We start from the raw sequence: 16,250 nt of genomic DNA on the forward strand, positions 1-16,250 counted from the left end.
GGCCGCCCCGGAGCGGGACACCGCCCCCGGGGCGGCCACGGGCGTACGGGCCGGAAACTCAGACCAGTTCGGGTGCCTTGCGCGGGTGCGGGAGCGGCGCCTGCTTCCGGTCCCACCGCCTCGTGGTCCGGACGTACGCGTAGATCACCGACGCCATCGCCAGGATGAGCAGCGGGCCGAACAGCCACGGCAGGCCGGCCATGGGCACCGACAGGTAGCGGTACGCCAGCAGGAGGGCCGCGAAGACCGCCGTGCCGTAGGCGACCAGGCGCAGGCCCGCGCGGTCCCAGCCGCGCTCCTGGGAGCGGAGGGCCGCCTCGATGGTGAGGGTGAAGACGACGCCGGCGACGAGGTCCGTGCCGTAGTGGTAGCCGAAGCCCAGGGTCGCGCCCAGGGTGGTGACCAGCCAGAACGCCCCGAAGAAGCGCAGGATCCGCGGGCCCTTGCGGGAGTGGATGAAGATCGCGGTGGCCCAGGCGGTGTGCAGGCTGGGCATGCAGTTGCGCGGGGTGAAGTCGTTGAACGGCATGTGGTGCGGAGTGCCGGACGGCAGCGCGTTCGGCCAGATGTCGGCCACCGCCCACTGGGCGCCGTCGGGCCCGTAGGCGAAGACCGGCCCGACCACCGGGTAGATCATGTAGATGCCCGGCCCGAGGAGACCGATCAGCAGGAAGGTGCGCACCAGGTGGTGGCGCGGGAAGCGGCGCTCGGACGCCACGTTCCGCAGCTGGTACAGCGCGACGACGACGGCGGCCACCGCGAGCTGGATGTAGACGTAGTCGAGGAGGTGGGTGCCGACCGGTTCGGTGGCCCGGACGATGCGTCCCACCAGCCACGACGGGTCGCCCAGCGCGTGATCCGCGGTGCCCAGGTACTGGTCGAGCACCGTCGGGCGGGTCTTCGCGGTGATGAGGAGCCAGGTGTCGCCGGTCTTGCGGCCGGCCACCAGCAGCAGCCCCAGCCCGACACCCTTGAGCAGCAGGGCGCGTTCGCGGCCGGTGCGGCGCGTGACGGCGATGACCGCGCAGGCCAGCACCACCCACAACGCGCCGTTGCCGAACATCATCCTGGCGCCGACGGCCCAGCGCACCAGGAAGAAGACGAGATCGATGCCGACCGCGGCGCCGAGGGCCACGAACCGCTCCCGCCAGGTGAGGACCACCATCGTCAGCGCCATGCTGCCGTACAGCAGCGGCCCCGACTTGGGGGCGAGGACCACTTCCTTCACCTGGTTCGTCATCGGCCCCGGAAGACCGTAGTGACGTGCGGCGATCTCCAGGGCTATGAGGAACCCGAGGCCCACGACGGCGGCCGCGGCCCACAGGACCGTCCGGGGGCGGCGCCACGCGGCGGACGTGATGCCGTGGTCTGTTCGCGAAGTCACCCGCGATGTTTTGGATATCAATGGTCTGATCGATGTGTGGGTGCTGGTCGGAGGGGATGCGAGGTCCGGCTGGTGCGGGCGATGAGGGCGATCATCGCGAGTTCGAACATGCTAGCGGAGCGGTCGGGGACGGGACCGGCGGGTCACGAAGGAACTCCCGGCGCCCGAGGGTACGGGGGTGCGACGGGCCGCCCGGCGGCGGGTCGCGTGACTCCCGACACAAGCGCTACCGCGCCGGGCCTCCCGCGGTGGAGGGTGATCGCGACCGTCCCGACACCCCGGAGGCACCGTGATAGCCATCGGCAAGCTCACCCCGGCCGACCGCGCGGCCTGGGAGGCCCTGTTCCGCGCGTACCTGGACTTCTACGGGCGCGACGAGCCGCAGGAGACCTACGACACCGCGTGGCGCGCCTTCCAGGAGGACACGCGCGTGCACGCCCTCGGCGCGCGCCTCGACGGCGAACTCGTCGGCATCACCCACTACTTCGCCCACCCCAACACCTCGGGCCCCGACGTCTGTTACCTCCAGGACCTCTTCACCGACCCGCGCGCCCGCCGGAAGGGCGTGGGCGAGGCGCTGATCACCGCCGTCGTCGGGTGGGCCGAGGAGCGCGGCTGCTCGCGGGTGTACTGGAGCACGCACGAGACCAACGCGACCGCGCGCGCCCTGTACGACAGGGTGGCCGACTACCGCGGGTTCATCCGCTACCAGATCGAGCTGCCGCGCTGATGCCCGCCGCCACCCGCCCCGAGTCCTTCTACCGCCGCCTGGGCGACGGCCGCTACGCGAGCACCGCCGCCACCGCCGGCCCCTGGAGCCCCGAGGCGCAGCACGCGGGCCCGCCCTCCGCCCTCCTCGGCCGCGCACTGGAACGGCACGAGCCGCGGGACGGGCTCCGCGTGGCCCGGGTGACCCTGGAGATCCCGGCGCCCGTCCCCGTCGGCGACCTGACCGTACGGGTGCGCACCCTCCGCGCCGGGCGCCGCACCGAGCTCCTGGAGGGCGAGATCACCGCCGGGGGCCGGCCCGTGATGCTGGCCCGGGCCTGGCGGGTCGCCACGAGCCCGGCGGACACCCCGGGCCTGCGCCCGGAACCCACGCCTCCGCCCCCGCCGGAGCCGCAGGGGCCGCCCGCGCTGCCGGGGGCGTACCCCGACGGCTACGTCGCGGCCATGGAGTGGCGCTTCGCCGCGGGGGGATTCGCCACCCCGGGCCCGGGGACGGCCTGGGCCCGCCAGCGGATCCCCCTCGTCGCCGGGGAGGAGGACACCCCGCTCACGCGCGCCCTGACCCTGGCGGACAGCAACTGGGCCGTCGGCTTCGAACTCGACCACGTCCGGCGGCTCGTCATCAACACCGACATCACCCTGGCCCTGCACCGCGACCCGGTCGGGGAGTGGCTGTGCCTGAGCGCCGCCACCGCCGCGACCCCCGGCGGTTCGGGGCTCGCCTCCGGCCGGCTCGACGACACGGCCGGCGACTGCGGGCGGATCCTGCAGACGCTCCTGGTCGCCGAGCGGTGACGGGGACCGGCCCGCCCCCGTCACGGTTCGTAACAAATGGGCGCCCCCGCTCAACCGCACGGCCCGGCGGCGAGTCCTACCTCCAGTAGGCTTCCCGGCGTGCGCCCCGCGGCGCACGCCGGGCATCAAGGTCGTCAACCGGGGAGGAACCGGCGTTGCACGTTCAGGAATGGCTCGAATCGGTGCCGGCGGTCGCCGTCTACCTGCTGGTGGGCGGGGTCATCGGGCTGGAGAGCCTGGGCATCCCGCTCCCCGGTGAGATCGTCCTCGTCAGCGCCACGCTGATGGCCGCGAGCCAGGACCACATCAACCCCTACGTCCTGGGCGCCTGCGCCGTCGCGGGCGCGATCATCGGCGACTCGATCGGCTACCTCATCGGCCGCAAGGGCGGCAAGCCGCTGCTGGCCTGGCTCGGCCGCAAGTTCCCCAAGCACTTCGGGCCCCACCATGTGGCCACCGCCGAGCGGTCGTTCACCAAGTGGGGCATGTGGGCCGTCTTCGTCGGCCGCTTCATCGCGCTGCTGCGCATCTTCGCCGGCCCGCTGGCCGGCGTCCTGAAGATGCCGTACTGGAAGTTCCTCATCGCCAACGTGCTCGGCGGCATCGCCTGGGCCGGCGGCACCGTCGCCGTCATCTACTCCGTCGGCAAGGTCGCCGAGAAGTGGCTGCACCAGTTCTCCTACCTCGGCCTGGTCGCCGCCGTGCTCTTCGGCGCCGGCTCCTTCGTCGTCATGCGGATCAAGGCCAAGAAGGCACAGAAGAACGCCCCGGACGAGGCCGCCGAGCAGCCCGAGCCGGCCGTCGCCGAGTGACCCCCGGCGGCCCGGGATGTGATCTCCGTCCCATCCCGGCCGCCCCGCCCCGGCCGTCGCCTAGCGTGCCCGTGAGGACGGGGGCCGCAGCGGCGAGGAGGAGCAGACCATGACGGACGACCGGGCGCTGATCGCGGGCGTGGGCGGCAAGGAGCCGCGGATCGACCCCGGCGCCTTCACCGCACCCACCTCCGTCGTCCTCGGCGACGTCACCCTCGCCGCCGGCAGCAGCGTCTGGTACCACGCCGTCCTGCGCGGCGACGGCGGCCCGATCACCCTCGGCGCCGGCAGCAACGTCCAGGACAACTGCACCGTCCACGTCGACCCCGGATTCCCCGTCACCGTCGGCGAGCGCGTGACCGTCGGCCACAACGCCGTCCTGCACGGCTGCACCGTCGAGGACGACGTCCTCGTCGGCATGGGCGCCACCGTCCTCAACGGGGCGCGCATCGGCGCCGGTTCGCTCGTCGCCGCCCAGGCGCTGGTGCCCGAGGGCATGGACGTGCCGCCCGGCTCCCTGGTGGCCGGCGTGCCCGCCAAGGTCCGGCGGGAGCTGACCGCCGAGGAGCGCGAGCGCATCCGCGCCAACGCCGCGGTGTACGAGGAGCTGGCGAAGACCCACCGGGAGTCGTTCGGCGGCTGAGGGCCGCGTCAGATCGCGACGGCCGCGACCAACTCCGCGAGAATCTCGTCCAGATCGTTGAGGACGGAGCCCTGCCGGCTCAGCTCCGCCAGCGTGGCCTCCCGCTCCGCCTCGCCGCTCTCCAGGCGTTCCAGCGCGTTCTCCACCTCCTGCCGCACGCTGCGCAGCTCCCCCTCGATGCCCTCCGCGACGATCTCGCGGACCTTGTCGAGCTGCTCCCGCACGGTCGCGGACAGCTCGGTGACGATCCGGTCGGTCCGGTCGCGGAGGGCGTCGGCGCAGTCCTGGGCGGCCTTCTCCTTGAGCTCCTGTTCGAGCCGGGACGTCGCCAGGGAGCCGCTGACGAGGTTGGCCGCGAGCACCGCCAGGGAGAAGGGGAGGGCGGCGAGGCCGACGGCCGCGCCGACGACGGCCACCGCGACGGTCGGGAGCACCGCCCGCGTGACGCCCTTGAAGCCGAAGTTGGCGCCCGCCAGCCCCATGCCGGGCCCGCCGAGGACCGTTCCGAGCCCCGCCGCGACGACGCGCTCGACGCCCCCGGCCACGGCGCCCGGCCGCTCCCGCCGGGGCACGGCCGCCAGCTCGTAGCGGATCCCGTCGACCCGCTCGACGAGTTCGGTGAGGTCCGTCTCGATCTGCGCCTCCAGCGCCAGCACCCGTTCCTCCAGGAACACCTGGAGCTCGTCGCGCTGCCACGCGGCCGACGCCTCCTGGACCCTGGCCTTCAGCTTCGCGGAGAGCTCCTCCTCGAGCGCCTCGACGCGTGCCGTCCGCGTGAAGGGGTTGAGGCCCTTCAGCCGGTTCTCCAGGGGCAGTTCGCGGGCCCACTCCTCGACGGCGTCCGCCGTCCCCCGGTAGAACCGCCGCGCCATCGCGCCGACTTCGTCGAGGACGTCGCGCAGGTGGGAGTCGACCCGGCCCAGGATGGCGTCCCTGCGCTGCGCCACCTGCCGCAGCGGCACCTGCTGGAGCTCGTACTCGCGGCGCAGGCCGGCCGAGGTCCGCCGCAGCATCCCCTGCTGGAGCTCGATGTCCCGCCGCGCCGCGGTCACCACGTTCTGCAGGCGCAGGACCGGGACGAGCACCTTGGCGCGCCCCCGGTCGCGGACGAGGAAGCGCTCCAGCGCCTGCTCGAACGGCGGGAATCCGGTCGCCCCCCGGCCGTCCGCGCCCGAGCCGCGCACCCGGCCCTCCAGCGCGTCCCTGGCGTTGACGAAGAAGACCCGGTCGTCGCGGGGGTGGTAGGGGGCCAGCCGGTTGCGGACGCTCTCGACGACGGCGTCGCGCCGGTTCGGCGGGACGTCGTCGATCCGGGTGAAGAGGAAGAACGCGTCCTCGTGTCCCCGGGCGGCGACGTGGACGTCGAGGAAGGTCTGCTCGCTCAGCGACAGCGGGGCGGTGGTCAGCAGCACCATGACCAGGGCGTCCGCCCGGTCCAGATAGCCCAGGGTGAGCCGCTCGCGCTCGGGCGCCTCGTTCAGCCCCGGCGAGTCGATGATCTCGACGTGGTTCTCGCACAGCGGCAACGGCCAGAAGACCTCGGCCCGTTCGTACGGATTGGGCCGCGGCCCGCCGTCGTCGCCGTCCTGGATGGTCACGTGCTCGGCCAGCTTCTCGACGGGGATGTCGAGGGGCCGGTCCGGGGCGTCCTTCCCGGCCGTGGGCATCGGGTGGAGCCTGGCCCGGCGCTCGGCGCCCCACTTCACCTCGTTGACGATGGCGGTGCAGGGCAGGATGTCCGTCGGCAGCACCTCCGCGCCGAGCAGCGCGTTGATCACCGTGCTCTTGCCGCGCTTGAACTCGCCCACGAACATCACCTTGAACGTGTCGGACTCCACACGCTCCTGGATCACGCGCAGCCGCTCGGTGTTGGCCTCGACGTTGACCGCCTCCAGCACCGGCCGGAGCCTGCCGATGAGGGCGAGGAGGGACTGGCGGTGTTCCTCGAAGATCCCGTAGCCGTTCATCGTTTCGCCTCTCAGCCGTGGTCGCGTGGGGTGGGTTCGGTCCCGGCCGGCAGCCGGGCGCGCAGGCGGGCCGCCGCGGCGGAGAGCGAGAGCCCTTCCGGCGCGGGGGCCCCGGGCTCGTGCCGAGGGGGCGCCAGGGCGTTCTCGGCCAGGTCCCGGTAGGCCGACCGGAGGTGCCGCGCCGCGGCGTCGGCGAACTCCTCCACCGCCTGCCGGACGATCCGCGTCAACGCCTCGCCCACCGCCTGCCGTTGGTGCTCGGCCAGCCGCTGGAAGCGCGTCTCACCGGCCGCCAGGGCGGCGGCCCCGCCGATCAGGGCGACCGGCAGGGCGGGGCCGGGCAGCGCGACCGCCGCGAGCAGCCCGGCCCCGACCGGCCCGAGCCGCTGGTACAGCAGCTTCCTTCCGCCGAGGTCCTGAAGGTGCAGCCGCTGCCGGACCGGCTCGTCGAGCTCCAGGAGGGCGTCCGGGGCGGCGGTGTCCTGTGCGGCGACCGGGGCGCCTTCGAGGGCGGAGAGCCGTTCGGCGAGCCACCGGGCCTCGGTCTCCAGCCGGTGCCCGAACCACTCGGCCTGCCGCCCGGCCACGTCCAGCAGGCCGCGGTGCAGTTCGTAGGAGAGCGAGGTGTCCCACCAGTGCCCGGCGTCCGGCGACTCCGCCAGTGATCGCCGCAACTCCTCCAGGAGGCCTGTGCGTTCGCGCTCCAGGCGGCCGCGCAGTTCGGTGACGGCCTCGGTGCGCCGCCGGTCGACGTGCATGCGGAGGCCGGCGCGTTCGGCGTCCGCCCCCGCGGCGTCCCGCCCGGCCCGCTCCTCGGCGGCCCGCCGGGCGGCGGCCTCGTCGCGGCGGCCCGTCGCGGCCATCCGGGCGCACAGGTCGGCCAGCTGGGCCGCGATCTGCCGCCGGCGCGACGCCTGCCGGTCCTCCGCGCCGGTCCAGGAGCGGACGAGCGCGCGCAGGGCGTCGAGCCCGTCCCGGTCCCCGAGGACGGCGATGCCGGGGCCGAGGCGTTCGGCGCGGGCCCGCACGTGCTCCCTGACGGGTGCGCGCCTGTCCTCGGGGAGCCGGTCCTCGCCGGTGAGCACCAGGGCGACGCGGCGCAGGCGGCCACGGCCGAGGGCCCGGTCCGCGAAGTCCGTCTCGGTGCGGCCGAAGGGGGCGACGGCCCTGGTCGTCATCACGAGGGCGTCGGCGTGGTGCGCGAGGCGGCACGCCAGCTCGTCCGCCTCCGCCGCCTGGTTGAGCGCCGGTGCCTCGACCAGCTCCACGTCCTCGCCGAGCGGGGAGGAGCGGAGCAGGAGCCGGGGCGCGGGGAACTTCCCGGTGCCCTCCTGGACCACGGACGCCTCCGCCCCGGGTCCGGCGAGCCGCCCGGTCAGCTCCGGCGCGCCGCTCATCGCCTCACCGGCGACGACGATCCGGCAGGCGGGGCGGTGGAGTTGCCCGGTCATGCCCGCCAACTCGGCGAGCACGCCGTGCAGTCCGTGGTCGCGTGCGAGCGCTTCGGCCTCGGCGAGGCAGGCTTCGAGGGGGAGTGCGGGGTCTTGGCCGGAGTCGGGCATGGGGGCCGTCCTGTTCGGTCGGGGTGATGGGCCGGAAGACGATGCTTCACGGTCCGGCGAGCAGGGCCCGCCGGCGCTCGATGGCGGAGCGGCGCCGGTCCGCCTCGGCGAGGACGTGCGTCAGCGCCGCGCGCCGCTCCTCCAGCGCGGCGTGCCGTTCGTGCTGCCGGGCGGCGATACCGGAGATCACGTCCCGGTAGCCCGTGCGGTAGCCGTCCAGGCAGGCGGCGAAGGCGGTTTCGGCGGACCGCCGCCGGTCGCGCACCGCGCCTTCGAGGTCGGCGCGCACCGCCTCGAAGGCGGCCCGGACCGTGGCGCGGACGCGGGTGGCGAGCTCCGCCTTCAGGGGCGCGAGCTTCCGGGCACCGAGGGCCTGGCCGACGAGCGCCCCCACACCGGCGCCCACCGGGCCGCCCACGATCCCGCCCACCACGGTGCCGACCGCCCACCCGCCGAACCGGCCCCACCGGTCCGAGCTCAGCGCCTGCCGCGCCGCCGCCACCGCGGGGGACAAGCGGGCCGGCCCCGTCGGCGGCCGGCGCCCAGGGCGGGGGCGCGGGCTCGCGCACGTCCGGCGGCCGGCCCAGCGCCTCGCCGAGGCGTGCGTACTCCGTGCGGAAGGCCGCCGCCACCTCCCGTCCGGCGGTCAGCGCCGCATGGGTGAACGCGTCCCGCACGACGCGGCGTTGGGCCTCGTCCCACTGCCGCAGCCCGTCCCGCAGCCGGGCGGTGACGCCCTCCTCCACGGCGGTGCGCAGGACGGCGACGGTCCCCGCCGACTCGACCAGCCCGGCGCAGTCGTCCGCGGTGCGGGCCAGCGCCTCCTCGTAGGTGCGGCCGATCCCGGCGCGCACCCGGGCGTCCGCCTGCGCGAGCTGCCGCAGGCCCAGGCTCCGGTACGGCTCCAGGAACCCCGCGAGGTCCGGGATGCGGGCGGCCGCGAGGGCCGATTCCTCGGCGTCCAGCTCGGCCCGGCGCGCGTCGGTCTCCTCGCGGACGAGCCGCATGGCCCGGTCCAGCAGCCGGAGCGTGCTGTCGCCCACCGCGACGGCGCGCTGCCGCCCGAGGGTCTCGCGCAGCCGCGACTCGGTCTCCGCGAACCGCCGTGCCCACGCGGCCTGTTCGGGGGACAGCGGCTCGCCCGCCGCCCCGCGGACCACCGCCTCCGCGGAGACCGCCTCCACCGCCGCCCCGGGCAGCGCGAGGCGGGCGCGCAGCCGGGCGCGGATCGCCCGGACGACGTCCGGCCGCTCGGCGTCCGGGACCCGGTCGGCATAGGTGGCGAGGAAGACGCAGCGCGTCAGCATCGCGCGGTCGAGGGCGTCCTCCAGGAAGGCGGTCAGGGACAGGGGCACGGGCACCAGCGCCGAGGTCAGCACCACCGCGCTGTCGGCGGTCTCGGCCATCACCCGGCGGACGGTCCCGTCGTGCTCCGCCTGCCCGTTGGCGCCGGGGGTGTCCACGACGACGAGGCCGTCGGCGAGCGCGGCGGCCGGGACCTCGACCCGCAGCTCCGACACCAGGGGGGCGATCCGGGGGCCCGCCGTCAACAGGGCGAGCAGCGGGCGGAATTCACCCGGTATCTCGTCGTCGGGGCACCGCTCGCGCAGCGCGGCGGTCAGCCGCTTGCGGGTGCCGCCGCCGTCGGAACGGACCGTGTACCGGCGGGGGTCGCCGTCCAGCCGCACCCGGAGCAGCGGCGTCGGCCCGTACTCGATGACGACGGGGGCGGCGGTGGTCGGCAGCACGTCGGCCGGCAGCAGCGGCATGCGCAACAGGCCGTTGACGAAGGTGCTCTTGCCGCTGGAGAACTCGCCGATGACGGCCAGGTGCGGACGGTCGTCCGCCAGCCTCCGGTGCACCTGCGCCAGGGCCGCGCCGACGGCCGCCGCCCGCTCGGGGGCCGGCCCGAGGCCGTCGATCGACCCCCGGACGAAGTCCAGGTGTTCCGCCGTGTCGGTCAGTGCCTCGGCGACGACGGCGGCGTCCCCGGGGTGCGTCCTTCGGTCCCCCACGCTGAGCTCCCTGCCTAGGGGAGGAGCCTCGCAACGGACGCCGGACCTCCTCGCGGGCTTGACCCGGCACGTACCCGTCCTTGACCAAATCCTTTCCGTCATTGGCGTGTTGCGCCCTAGCCTCGTCGTACGAAGGGTGCTCTCACGACGAGGGGGACAGTCGATGAAGGCCGACGACGAGGGGACCGCGCGGCGCTCCGGCGCTCCGGCCCGTACGCGCTTCCCGGGGATCTCCTCGCGCGCCTACGAGCACCCGGCCGACCGCGCCGCGCTGGTGGCCCTGCGCAAGCTGCGCGGACTGGACACGTTCGTACGGAAGTTCCGCGGGGCCTTCCTCGAACGGGCCCTGCGCATGGAGGCCCTGGGGGAGGCGGTGCGCACCAGTGACCGGCAGTTCCGCACGGTCCACCGGACGATGCGCGAGGCCTCCCGGGTGCTGGACCTCGACCGCACCCCCGAGCTGTTCGTCCGCCTGGACCGGGACGTCAACGCCGCCACGGTCGGCGTGGACCGGCCCTTCGTCGTGCTCAGCAGCGGCATGCTGGAGCTGATGGACGCCGAGGAGCTGCGCTTCGTCATCGGCCACGAGCTCGGCCACGCCATGAGCGGGCACCTGGTGTACGGGACGATCGCCCGCTTCCTCGCCGAAGCGGGCCGCGTGCTCGCCTCCGTCCCCATGGGGGGCCTCGGCCTGCAGGCCGTCCGGCTCGCGCTCGGCGAATGGATGCGCATGTCCGAACTCTCCTGCGACCGGGCCGGATTGCTCGTCGTCCAGGACCGCGAACCGTGCCTGCGCGCCCTGATGAAGCTGGCGGGCGGCGCGCACCTGGGCGAGATGGACGCCGGGGAGTTCCTGCGCCAGGCGGCCGAGTACCGGCGCGGCGAGGATCTGCGCGACAGCGTCGTCAAGTTCCTGATCGAACAGCCCCGTTCGCACCCCCTGGCCGTCGCCCGGGTCGCCGAGCTCGACCACTGGGCCTCGGGCGACGGCTACCGGTCCGTCCTCGCCGGGGACTACGCCCTGCGCCGCGACGACGCCGGGGCGTCCGTCCGGGGGGAACTGCGGACCACCGGCGCCTCCTGCGCGGAGAGGGTCCGGCGGAGCACCGACCCGCTGCTCGTCATGCTCCGCGATCTCGCCGTCTCGGCCGACCGGGCCGGCGACCACGTCCTGAACGCCGTCCGCCGCGGCCCCGGCGCCACCTGAGCCGCCACAGCGATACACGACCGCAACAGCTCGCGGCCAACGCCCCGACAGCACCGGCGAGAACACCGGTGCCGCCGCACAACTCCCGCCCCTTCCAAGGACATTCGTAGGACCATGCCGCCGTCCGGGTCAATTCCTGCGCGATCTGTATATGCCCGGCGGAAGGTGCGCTGTCATAGCTCTGTCCAGCGCGGGTGCCGGACGACGAACCGGTCACCCGCCCGTCGGCCCCCGTGAACGGGAAGGCAGGACCATGGGCAGAATCCAGCGCACGGCGATCGTCTCCGCCCTGACCCTGGCCGTCTCCGGCGCCCTCGCGGCCACCGGGACGGCACGGGCGGACTCCGCCTACGACGACATCACCATGTACAAGCAGGAAAAGACGCAGTGGTGCTGGGACGCCTCCGGGCTGACCATCGCCAAGTACCAGGGCTACGGCTCCACCCAGACCGACTTCTGCAACCGGGCCGCCCGCCACGACTCCAGCCTGAGCTGCGACAACCAGCCCGCCACCCTCCAGGACATGGCCTACGCCTGGGGCGACCTCGGCATGACCCACACCGGAACGGGCCTGTCCCGCGCGGCCACCTTCGACGAGGTGCGCACGGACGTCGACGCCGCCCGTCCCGTCGCGGTCCGCATCGGCTGGAACTCCGGCGGCGGCCACATGAACGTCGTCTACGGCTACGACACGTCGAACACCACCATCGGCGTGGGCGACCCCTGGCCCGACACCGACACCTACACATGGTGGAACTACAACGACTACGTGAGCAACAGCTCCTTCAAGTGGACCCATTCCCGCATCGGCATCTCCCAGTAAGGCAGGCACCATGCGAGACCAGAGAACGTCCACGCCGCGCCGGCCCGCCCGCCTGGCCGCCCTCCTCGCCCTCGGCGCCTCCGCGCTGCTGCCCTTGGCCGGCCCGGCCGCCGCGGCCAAGGCCCCGGCGGACCTGCCCAACCTGCAGGCGGCCCTCGACACCCTCAAGTCGGCCGCCACGCACGAGGCGATCTGCCGCTTCCTGAGCGCACCGCTCCCCGACGGTTCCACGAAGGGCCCGGTGCAGCTCCCCGCCAAGGCCGACCCGTGCGCGGGCCTGCCCTCCTTCACGATCAAGGACCCGGTCGCGCTGAACGAGATCACCCCGGAGTTCGCCGCCGGGACCGCCCAGCCCGTCCTCGCCCAGGCGGTCAGGCTCGGATACGCCGTGGCCGGGGTCAGCGTCACCGGCGGGCGCAGCGCCACCGTCCTGCTCGCCCCCACCGGCACCACCGGCTGGCACCTGGCCGCCGTCCGCGAGGGCGACACCGACGCCGCCTACGCGGGCAAGGGCGACGCGACCACGACCGTCTTCACCGAGCCGCAGATCCACGGCTACTACCAGCTGAGGCTCACCACCGTCGAACCGCTCAACGACGCCGCCCGGCAGGGCCTCGGCGGCCAGTCGTCGGTCTCCCTGGCCGACTACCAGAAGCTGGTCAAGGCGCGCTACGCCGACAAGCAGCCCGGCTCGGACTACGACACCAAGGGCTACTCCAGCGGCTACAGCCCCCGGCGGACGCCCGACTCCTCCGAGCCGCTGCTCCTCGGCGGGCTCGCCGCCGCGCCGGCCCTGGCCGGCGGCGCGTTGCTGCTGCGCCGCGGCCGCCGGCGCCGCCGGCGCGTCACGGCCGGCTGAGGCCGGCAGGGCCCTGCCCGGCGCACGGCTCCCGGGCACGGCCGCCTGGGGCGAAGATCACAGCACCCGGCCCCGGGCGGCCCGGTCGCCGCCGTTTACGGTGAGCGGGTGCCGAAGTACCGCAACACGTTCCCGTCCGGCGCCGCCGGGGCCCTCGCGGCCTGGCGGCGCCGCGCCCTGTCGCGCGCCGTCCACCGCGGCTGGCGGTGGGTCCAGGACGCCGGCTCGGTGACCGCCGAGCGGCCCGGCCCGTACCGCTTCCGGCGGATCGGCGCGCACACGCGGCTCGCGTTCCCGCTCGGCACGGTCTTCGGGGAGCGGTGGATCGAACTCGGCGAGCACTGCATCGTCGGCGAACAGGTCACGCTCACCGCCGGGATGATGCCCGGACACGACCTCGGGCCCGACCCCGTCCTGCGGCTGGGCGACGGCGTCGTCCTCGGCCGCGGCAGCCATGTGATCGCGACGCGCGAAGTGACCATCGGCGACGACGTCTTCTGCGGCCCCTACGTCTACATCACCAGCGACAACCACTCCTACGACGACCCGCACCAGCCCATAGGCCGCCAGTGGCCGCGCAGTTCACCGGTGTCCATCGGCTCCGGGAGCTGGCTGGGCGCCGGGGCCGTGATCCTGCCCGGGGCGCGGCTGGGGCGCAACGTCGTGGTGGCGGCCGGGGCGGTCGTCCGGGGCGAGGTGCCCGACCACGCGGTGGTGGCCGGGGTGCCCGCCAAGGTCGTCCGCCGCTGGGACGAGGAGCGGGGCTGGATCCCGGAGCCGCGGCGCTAGCCGCGGGGCGCTACCCCAGCGCCAGCGGCAGGTGCCGGGGGCCGCGCAGCACCGGGCTCGTACGGTACGGGGGCGGGTCCTCCAGCAGCCGGGGGCGGTCGAGGCGGGCGAGCAGCGTGGTGAGCGCGATCTGCGTCTCCAGGCGGGCCAGCGGCGCGCCGAAGCAGGCGTGCACGCCGCTGCCGAAGCCGAAGTGGACGTTGTCCTCGCGGGCGGGGTCGAAGCGGTCGGGGTCGGGGAAGCGCAGGGGATCGCGGTTGCCGGAGGCGAGGACGAGGATCAGGGGCGCCCCCGCGGGAACGGTGACGCCGCCGACCTCGACGTCGGCGAGCGGGGTGCGCTGGGGCAGCAGCTGCACCGGCGGTTCGTAGCGCAGCAGCTCCTCCACGGCGGACGGCATCAGCTCCGGACGCTCGCGCAGCCGCTCCAGCTCGGCGGGGTGGCGGAGGAGGGTGAGCATGCCGTTGGTGATGAGGTTGACGGTCGTCTCGTGCCCGGCGATGAGCAACAGGACCGCGGTGAGCATGAGTTCCTGATCGGTGAGCCGGCCGTCCGGGCCGTCGTCGTCGGCGAGGCCGGAGAGCAGGTCGCCCGCCGGGTGGCCGCGGCGCTCGGCCGCCAGCCCGCCCAGGTACCGGCCCATGGCCAGGCGGGCCTCGTGCGCGGCGCGGCGCCGCGGGCCGGGGTCCTCCCCGGGCGTGAAGTCCAGGCCGGCGATGACGGTGTCGGCCCAGACGTGCACCTGGTGGCGGTCGGACTCCGGGACGCCGAACAGGTCGCAGATGACCGTGATGGGCAGCGGGAAGGCGAAGTCCTCGACCAGGTCGACGCGTTGCCGCCCGCGGAGCCCGTCGGCGAGCTCCTCGGCGACGCGCGTCATCCCGCCGCGGAGGGCGTCGATCCGGCCGGGGGAGTGCGGCGGCCCGAACGGCCGCATCGCCAGGCGGCGTTGGCGGTCGTGCTCGGGGTCGTCGATCCCGATGAAGGCCGGCGGCAGCCCTTCGACCGGCAGCAGGTCCGGATCGGGGGCGGTGCGCTTGCGCACGTCCGAGCTGACGCGCGGGTCGTGCAGCAGCGCCTCGATCTCGTGGTACGTGCCGACCAGGTACCGGCCGTCCTCCTGCCGCGCCACGCCGTGCTCGCGCAACTCGGCGTAGAGCGGGTACGGATCGGCGCGGGCGGCCGGGTCGGTGATCCGGCGGAAGAGGGTTTCGGAGGACATGCGGGCTCCTTCGCGCCGGACCGGCCGCTCACTCCGCGCCGGCCGGCTCGCCGACGAGAATCGCCCGCACCGGACACGCCACCGCCGCCCGCAGCACCCGCTCGCGCTGCCCGTCGGGCACCCGGGGCGTGTACATCAGGGCCTCTTCACCGTGCAGTTCGAACACCTCGGGAACCAGGAACACGCACTGGGCGTACCCCTGGCACCGGTTGAGATCCACCACGACCTGCATCCGGCCCGTCCCTTCCGTCCGCCCCTCCCTTTCTACGCCCTCCGGGCGGACGGCGCGGCAGGTGCTGCTCCGTCCGGGGCGGGGGAGGAGGGAACAGGATGAGCCCGACGCAGCGCAGTCGGCCGGTCGACGCCCGTCAGAAGACCGTCGCACTCTTCAGCGAGCCCGAGAACGGCCGGTACCGGCTGCGTGAGGACGTCTCGTTCGGTGAATCCGTGCACATTCCGGAGCCCTTCGGATTCGCGCTCGGAACCGGCGCCCTCCAGCCGTGCTGAAAGCGGCCGCCCCCGGCTCACCCCGACGCCAGCAGCACCGTCCCCAGCAGTGCGAGACCCGCGCCGGACGCCTGGACCGTGCGGAGCTTCTCGTTGAGGACGCCGCGGGCGGTGAGGGCCGTGACGACGGGGTAGAGGGAGGCGAGCACGGCCGCGACGGTGACGGGGCCGTGGTGGGCGGCGAGGCTGTACGTGCCGTTGGCGGCGACGTCGGCGAGGCCGACGAAGGCGAGGGCGGGGAGGGCCCCGCGGATCTCGGGGAGGCCGCCCCCGGGGAGGACCGCGGCCCCCCGGCGCGCGGCGGCGAGGAGCGCGCCGCCGCCCACGACCACGTTGCACAGCCGCTGGACGAAGAGGGCGAGGAAGAGGCCGGTGAGGTCGTGCGAGGCGTGGGCTATCAGGACCATCACCGTGCCGAAGCCGGCCGCCGCGCCGAGGGTCAGGAGCAGGGACGTGCGGCCGACGGCGCTGCCCCCGCCCGGGCCGCTCGCCAGCACCACCCCCGCCACGGCGACCGCGATGCCCGCGAACCGGACGAATCCCGGGCGCTCGCCGAGGGCCAGCCCCACGCCGATCGGTACGAGCACGCCGCCGAGCGCCCCGAGCGGGGCGACCACGCCCATGGGGCCGAGAGCCAGCGCCCGGTAGAAGGCGAGCATCGCCGCCGGTCCCACGACGCCCGCCGCCACCGCGTACCAGAGCTGCGGGCCCAGCTCCGACCAGCCGCCCGTGGCGGCCACGATCGCGCCGAGCGTCGCCACGGCCAGCAGCTGGGAGACGAGCACCACCGTCAGGGCCGGTATGCGCCGGGTCAGCAGCCCGCCGCCGAAGTCGGCCAGCCCCCACAGGAGGCTGGTGGCCAGCGCGAAGAGCGGTGTCATCGGGTGAACCTCGCAGTACAGTGTGATGAATGGTGGGGAGGCCCCACCCTAGTTC

At 74.6% G+C, this 16,250-nt stretch carries 16 protein-coding genes; 9 read left to right on the top strand and 7 right to left on the bottom strand.

What is annotated here, in order from left to right:
• Positions 1 to 58: 58 nt before the first annotated feature.
• On the bottom strand, positions 59 to 1,405 hold the full coding sequence (locus AC230_RS04390) for a phosphatase PAP2 family protein (RefSeq protein ID WP_078870940.1): 1,347 nt from the start codon (positions 1,403 to 1,405) through the stop codon (positions 59 to 61).
• Between the two features lie 268 nt (positions 1,406 to 1,673).
• Between AC230_RS04390 and AC230_RS04395 the strand changes: the two genes are divergently transcribed.
• The 4 genes from AC230_RS04395 (at position 1,674) to AC230_RS04410 (ending at position 4,363) form a co-directional block, all read left to right on the top strand.
• Positions 1,674 to 2,114, top strand: a complete 441-nt coding sequence (locus tag AC230_RS04395) for a GNAT family N-acetyltransferase (RefSeq protein ID WP_049714571.1) — start codon at positions 1,674 to 1,676, stop codon at positions 2,112 to 2,114.
• Positions 2,114 to 2,908, top strand: a complete 795-nt coding sequence (locus tag AC230_RS04400; protein ID WP_049714572.1) for a thioesterase family protein — start codon at positions 2,114 to 2,116, stop codon at positions 2,906 to 2,908. The genes AC230_RS04395 and AC230_RS04400 overlap by 1 nt, the downstream gene beginning before the upstream one ends.
• A 155-nt stretch (positions 2,909 to 3,063) precedes the next feature.
• Positions 3,064 to 3,720: a DedA family protein gene (locus tag AC230_RS04405; RefSeq protein ID WP_049714573.1), complete on the top strand. Its 657-nt coding sequence runs from the start codon at positions 3,064 to 3,066 to the stop codon at positions 3,718 to 3,720.
• A gap of 109 nt (positions 3,721 to 3,829) precedes the next feature.
• On the top strand, positions 3,830 to 4,363 hold the full coding sequence (locus AC230_RS04410; protein WP_049714574.1) for a gamma carbonic anhydrase family protein: 534 nt from the start codon (positions 3,830 to 3,832) through the stop codon (positions 4,361 to 4,363).
• 8 nt (positions 4,364 to 4,371) lie between these two features.
• Here the strand turns inward: AC230_RS04410 and AC230_RS04415 are convergent, their stop codons facing one another.
• Genes AC230_RS04415 through AC230_RS30715 form a run of 3 tightly spaced genes read right to left on the bottom strand, consistent with a single transcriptional unit; the run spans position 4,372 to position 9,907 of the window.
• On the bottom strand, positions 4,372 to 6,330 hold the full coding sequence (locus AC230_RS04415) for a dynamin family protein (RefSeq protein ID WP_049714575.1): 1,959 nt from the start codon (positions 6,328 to 6,330) through the stop codon (positions 4,372 to 4,374).
• A gap of 11 nt (positions 6,331 to 6,341) precedes the next feature.
• Positions 6,342 to 7,892 carry a hypothetical protein gene (locus tag AC230_RS32400; RefSeq protein ID WP_049714576.1) on the bottom strand — a complete coding sequence of 517 codons (1,551 nt, stop codon included), beginning with the start codon at positions 7,890 to 7,892 and terminating at the stop codon, positions 6,342 to 6,344.
• Positions 7,778 to 9,907, bottom strand: a complete 2,130-nt coding sequence (locus tag AC230_RS30715; protein WP_198535409.1) for a dynamin family protein — start codon at positions 9,905 to 9,907, stop codon at positions 7,778 to 7,780. The genes AC230_RS32400 and AC230_RS30715 overlap by 115 nt, the downstream gene beginning before the upstream one ends.
• Before the next feature lie 163 nt (positions 9,908 to 10,070).
• Here AC230_RS30715 and AC230_RS04435 point away from each other — a divergent pair, with 163 nt between their 5' ends.
• From AC230_RS04435 to AC230_RS04450, 4 genes are all read left to right on the top strand, one after another.
• A complete protein-coding gene (locus tag AC230_RS04435) occupies positions 10,071 to 11,114 on the top strand; it encodes a M48 family metallopeptidase (RefSeq protein ID WP_049714579.1) in 1,044 nt (347 codons plus the stop codon).
• 253 nt (positions 11,115 to 11,367) lie between these two features.
• A complete protein-coding gene (locus tag AC230_RS04440; RefSeq protein ID WP_049714580.1) occupies positions 11,368 to 11,937 on the top strand; it encodes a papain-like cysteine protease family protein in 570 nt (189 codons plus the stop codon).
• A gap of 10 nt (positions 11,938 to 11,947) precedes the next feature.
• Positions 11,948 to 12,796: a hypothetical protein gene (locus tag AC230_RS04445; RefSeq protein WP_049714581.1), complete on the top strand. Its 849-nt coding sequence runs from the start codon at positions 11,948 to 11,950 to the stop codon at positions 12,794 to 12,796.
• Positions 12,797 to 12,904: 108 nt separating this feature from the next.
• Positions 12,905 to 13,585 (top strand): acyltransferase, encoded by a 681-nt coding sequence (locus tag AC230_RS04450; RefSeq protein WP_049714582.1) that lies wholly within the window; start codon positions 12,905 to 12,907, stop codon positions 13,583 to 13,585.
• 10 nt (positions 13,586 to 13,595) lie between these two features.
• On the opposite strand, the gene AC230_RS04455 is transcribed toward AC230_RS04450, so the two are convergent.
• Together AC230_RS04455 and AC230_RS04460 are read right to left on the bottom strand one after the other, a co-directional pair.
• Complete coding sequence (locus AC230_RS04455) at positions 13,596 to 14,807, bottom strand: cytochrome P450 (protein ID WP_049714583.1); 1,212 nt, start codon at positions 14,805 to 14,807, stop codon at positions 13,596 to 13,598.
• 28 nt (positions 14,808 to 14,835) lie between these two features.
• The gene (locus tag AC230_RS04460; protein WP_049714584.1) at positions 14,836 to 15,039 is read right to left on the bottom strand and encodes a ferredoxin; all 204 of its coding nucleotides are present in this window, start codon (positions 15,037 to 15,039) and stop codon (positions 14,836 to 14,838) included.
• A 98-nt stretch (positions 15,040 to 15,137) separates the two neighbouring features.
• On the opposite strand from AC230_RS04460, the gene AC230_RS31765 reads away from it, so the two are divergent.
• On the top strand, positions 15,138 to 15,314 hold the full coding sequence (locus AC230_RS31765; protein ID WP_241833067.1) for a hypothetical protein: 177 nt from the start codon (positions 15,138 to 15,140) through the stop codon (positions 15,312 to 15,314).
• Between the two features lie 17 nt (positions 15,315 to 15,331).
• On the opposite strand, the gene AC230_RS04465 is transcribed toward AC230_RS31765, so the two are convergent.
• Positions 15,332 to 16,195, bottom strand: a complete 864-nt coding sequence (locus tag AC230_RS04465; RefSeq protein ID WP_049714585.1) for a DMT family transporter — start codon at positions 16,193 to 16,195, stop codon at positions 15,332 to 15,334.
• Positions 16,196 to 16,250: the final 55 nt, after the last annotated feature.

This window comes from Streptomyces caatingaensis, assembly GCF_001187435.1.
In the GTDB taxonomy this organism is placed as follows: Bacteria; Actinomycetota; Actinomycetes; order Streptomycetales; family Streptomycetaceae; genus Streptomyces; species Streptomyces caatingaensis.

Coding starts and splice junctions, on each gene's coding strand:
- AC230_RS31765 (WP_241833067.1), top strand. CDS start 15,138: ATGAGCCCGACGCAGCGCAGTCGGCCGGTCGACGCCCGTCAGAAGACC.
- AC230_RS04465 (WP_049714585.1), bottom strand. CDS start 16,195: ATGACACCGCTCTTCGCGCTGGCCACCAGCCTCCTGTGGGGGCTGGCC.
- AC230_RS32400 (WP_049714576.1), bottom strand. CDS start 7,892: ATGCCCGACTCCGGCCAAGACCCCGCACTCCCCCTCGAAGCCTGCCTC.
- AC230_RS04415 (WP_049714575.1), bottom strand. CDS start 6,330: ATGAACGGCTACGGGATCTTCGAGGAACACCGCCAGTCCCTCCTCGCC.
- AC230_RS04455 (WP_049714583.1), bottom strand. CDS start 14,807: ATGTCCTCCGAAACCCTCTTCCGCCGGATCACCGACCCGGCCGCCCGC.
- AC230_RS04460 (WP_049714584.1), bottom strand. CDS start 15,039: ATGCAGGTCGTGGTGGATCTCAACCGGTGCCAGGGGTACGCCCAGTGC.
- AC230_RS04410 (WP_049714574.1), top strand. CDS start 3,830: ATGACGGACGACCGGGCGCTGATCGCGGGCGTGGGCGGCAAGGAGCCG.
- AC230_RS04440 (WP_049714580.1), top strand. CDS start 11,368: ATGGGCAGAATCCAGCGCACGGCGATCGTCTCCGCCCTGACCCTGGCC.
- AC230_RS04445 (WP_049714581.1), top strand. CDS start 11,948: ATGCGAGACCAGAGAACGTCCACGCCGCGCCGGCCCGCCCGCCTGGCC.
- AC230_RS04435 (WP_049714579.1), top strand. CDS start 10,071: ATGAAGGCCGACGACGAGGGGACCGCGCGGCGCTCCGGCGCTCCGGCC.
- AC230_RS04400 (WP_049714572.1), top strand. CDS start 2,114: ATGCCCGCCGCCACCCGCCCCGAGTCCTTCTACCGCCGCCTGGGCGAC.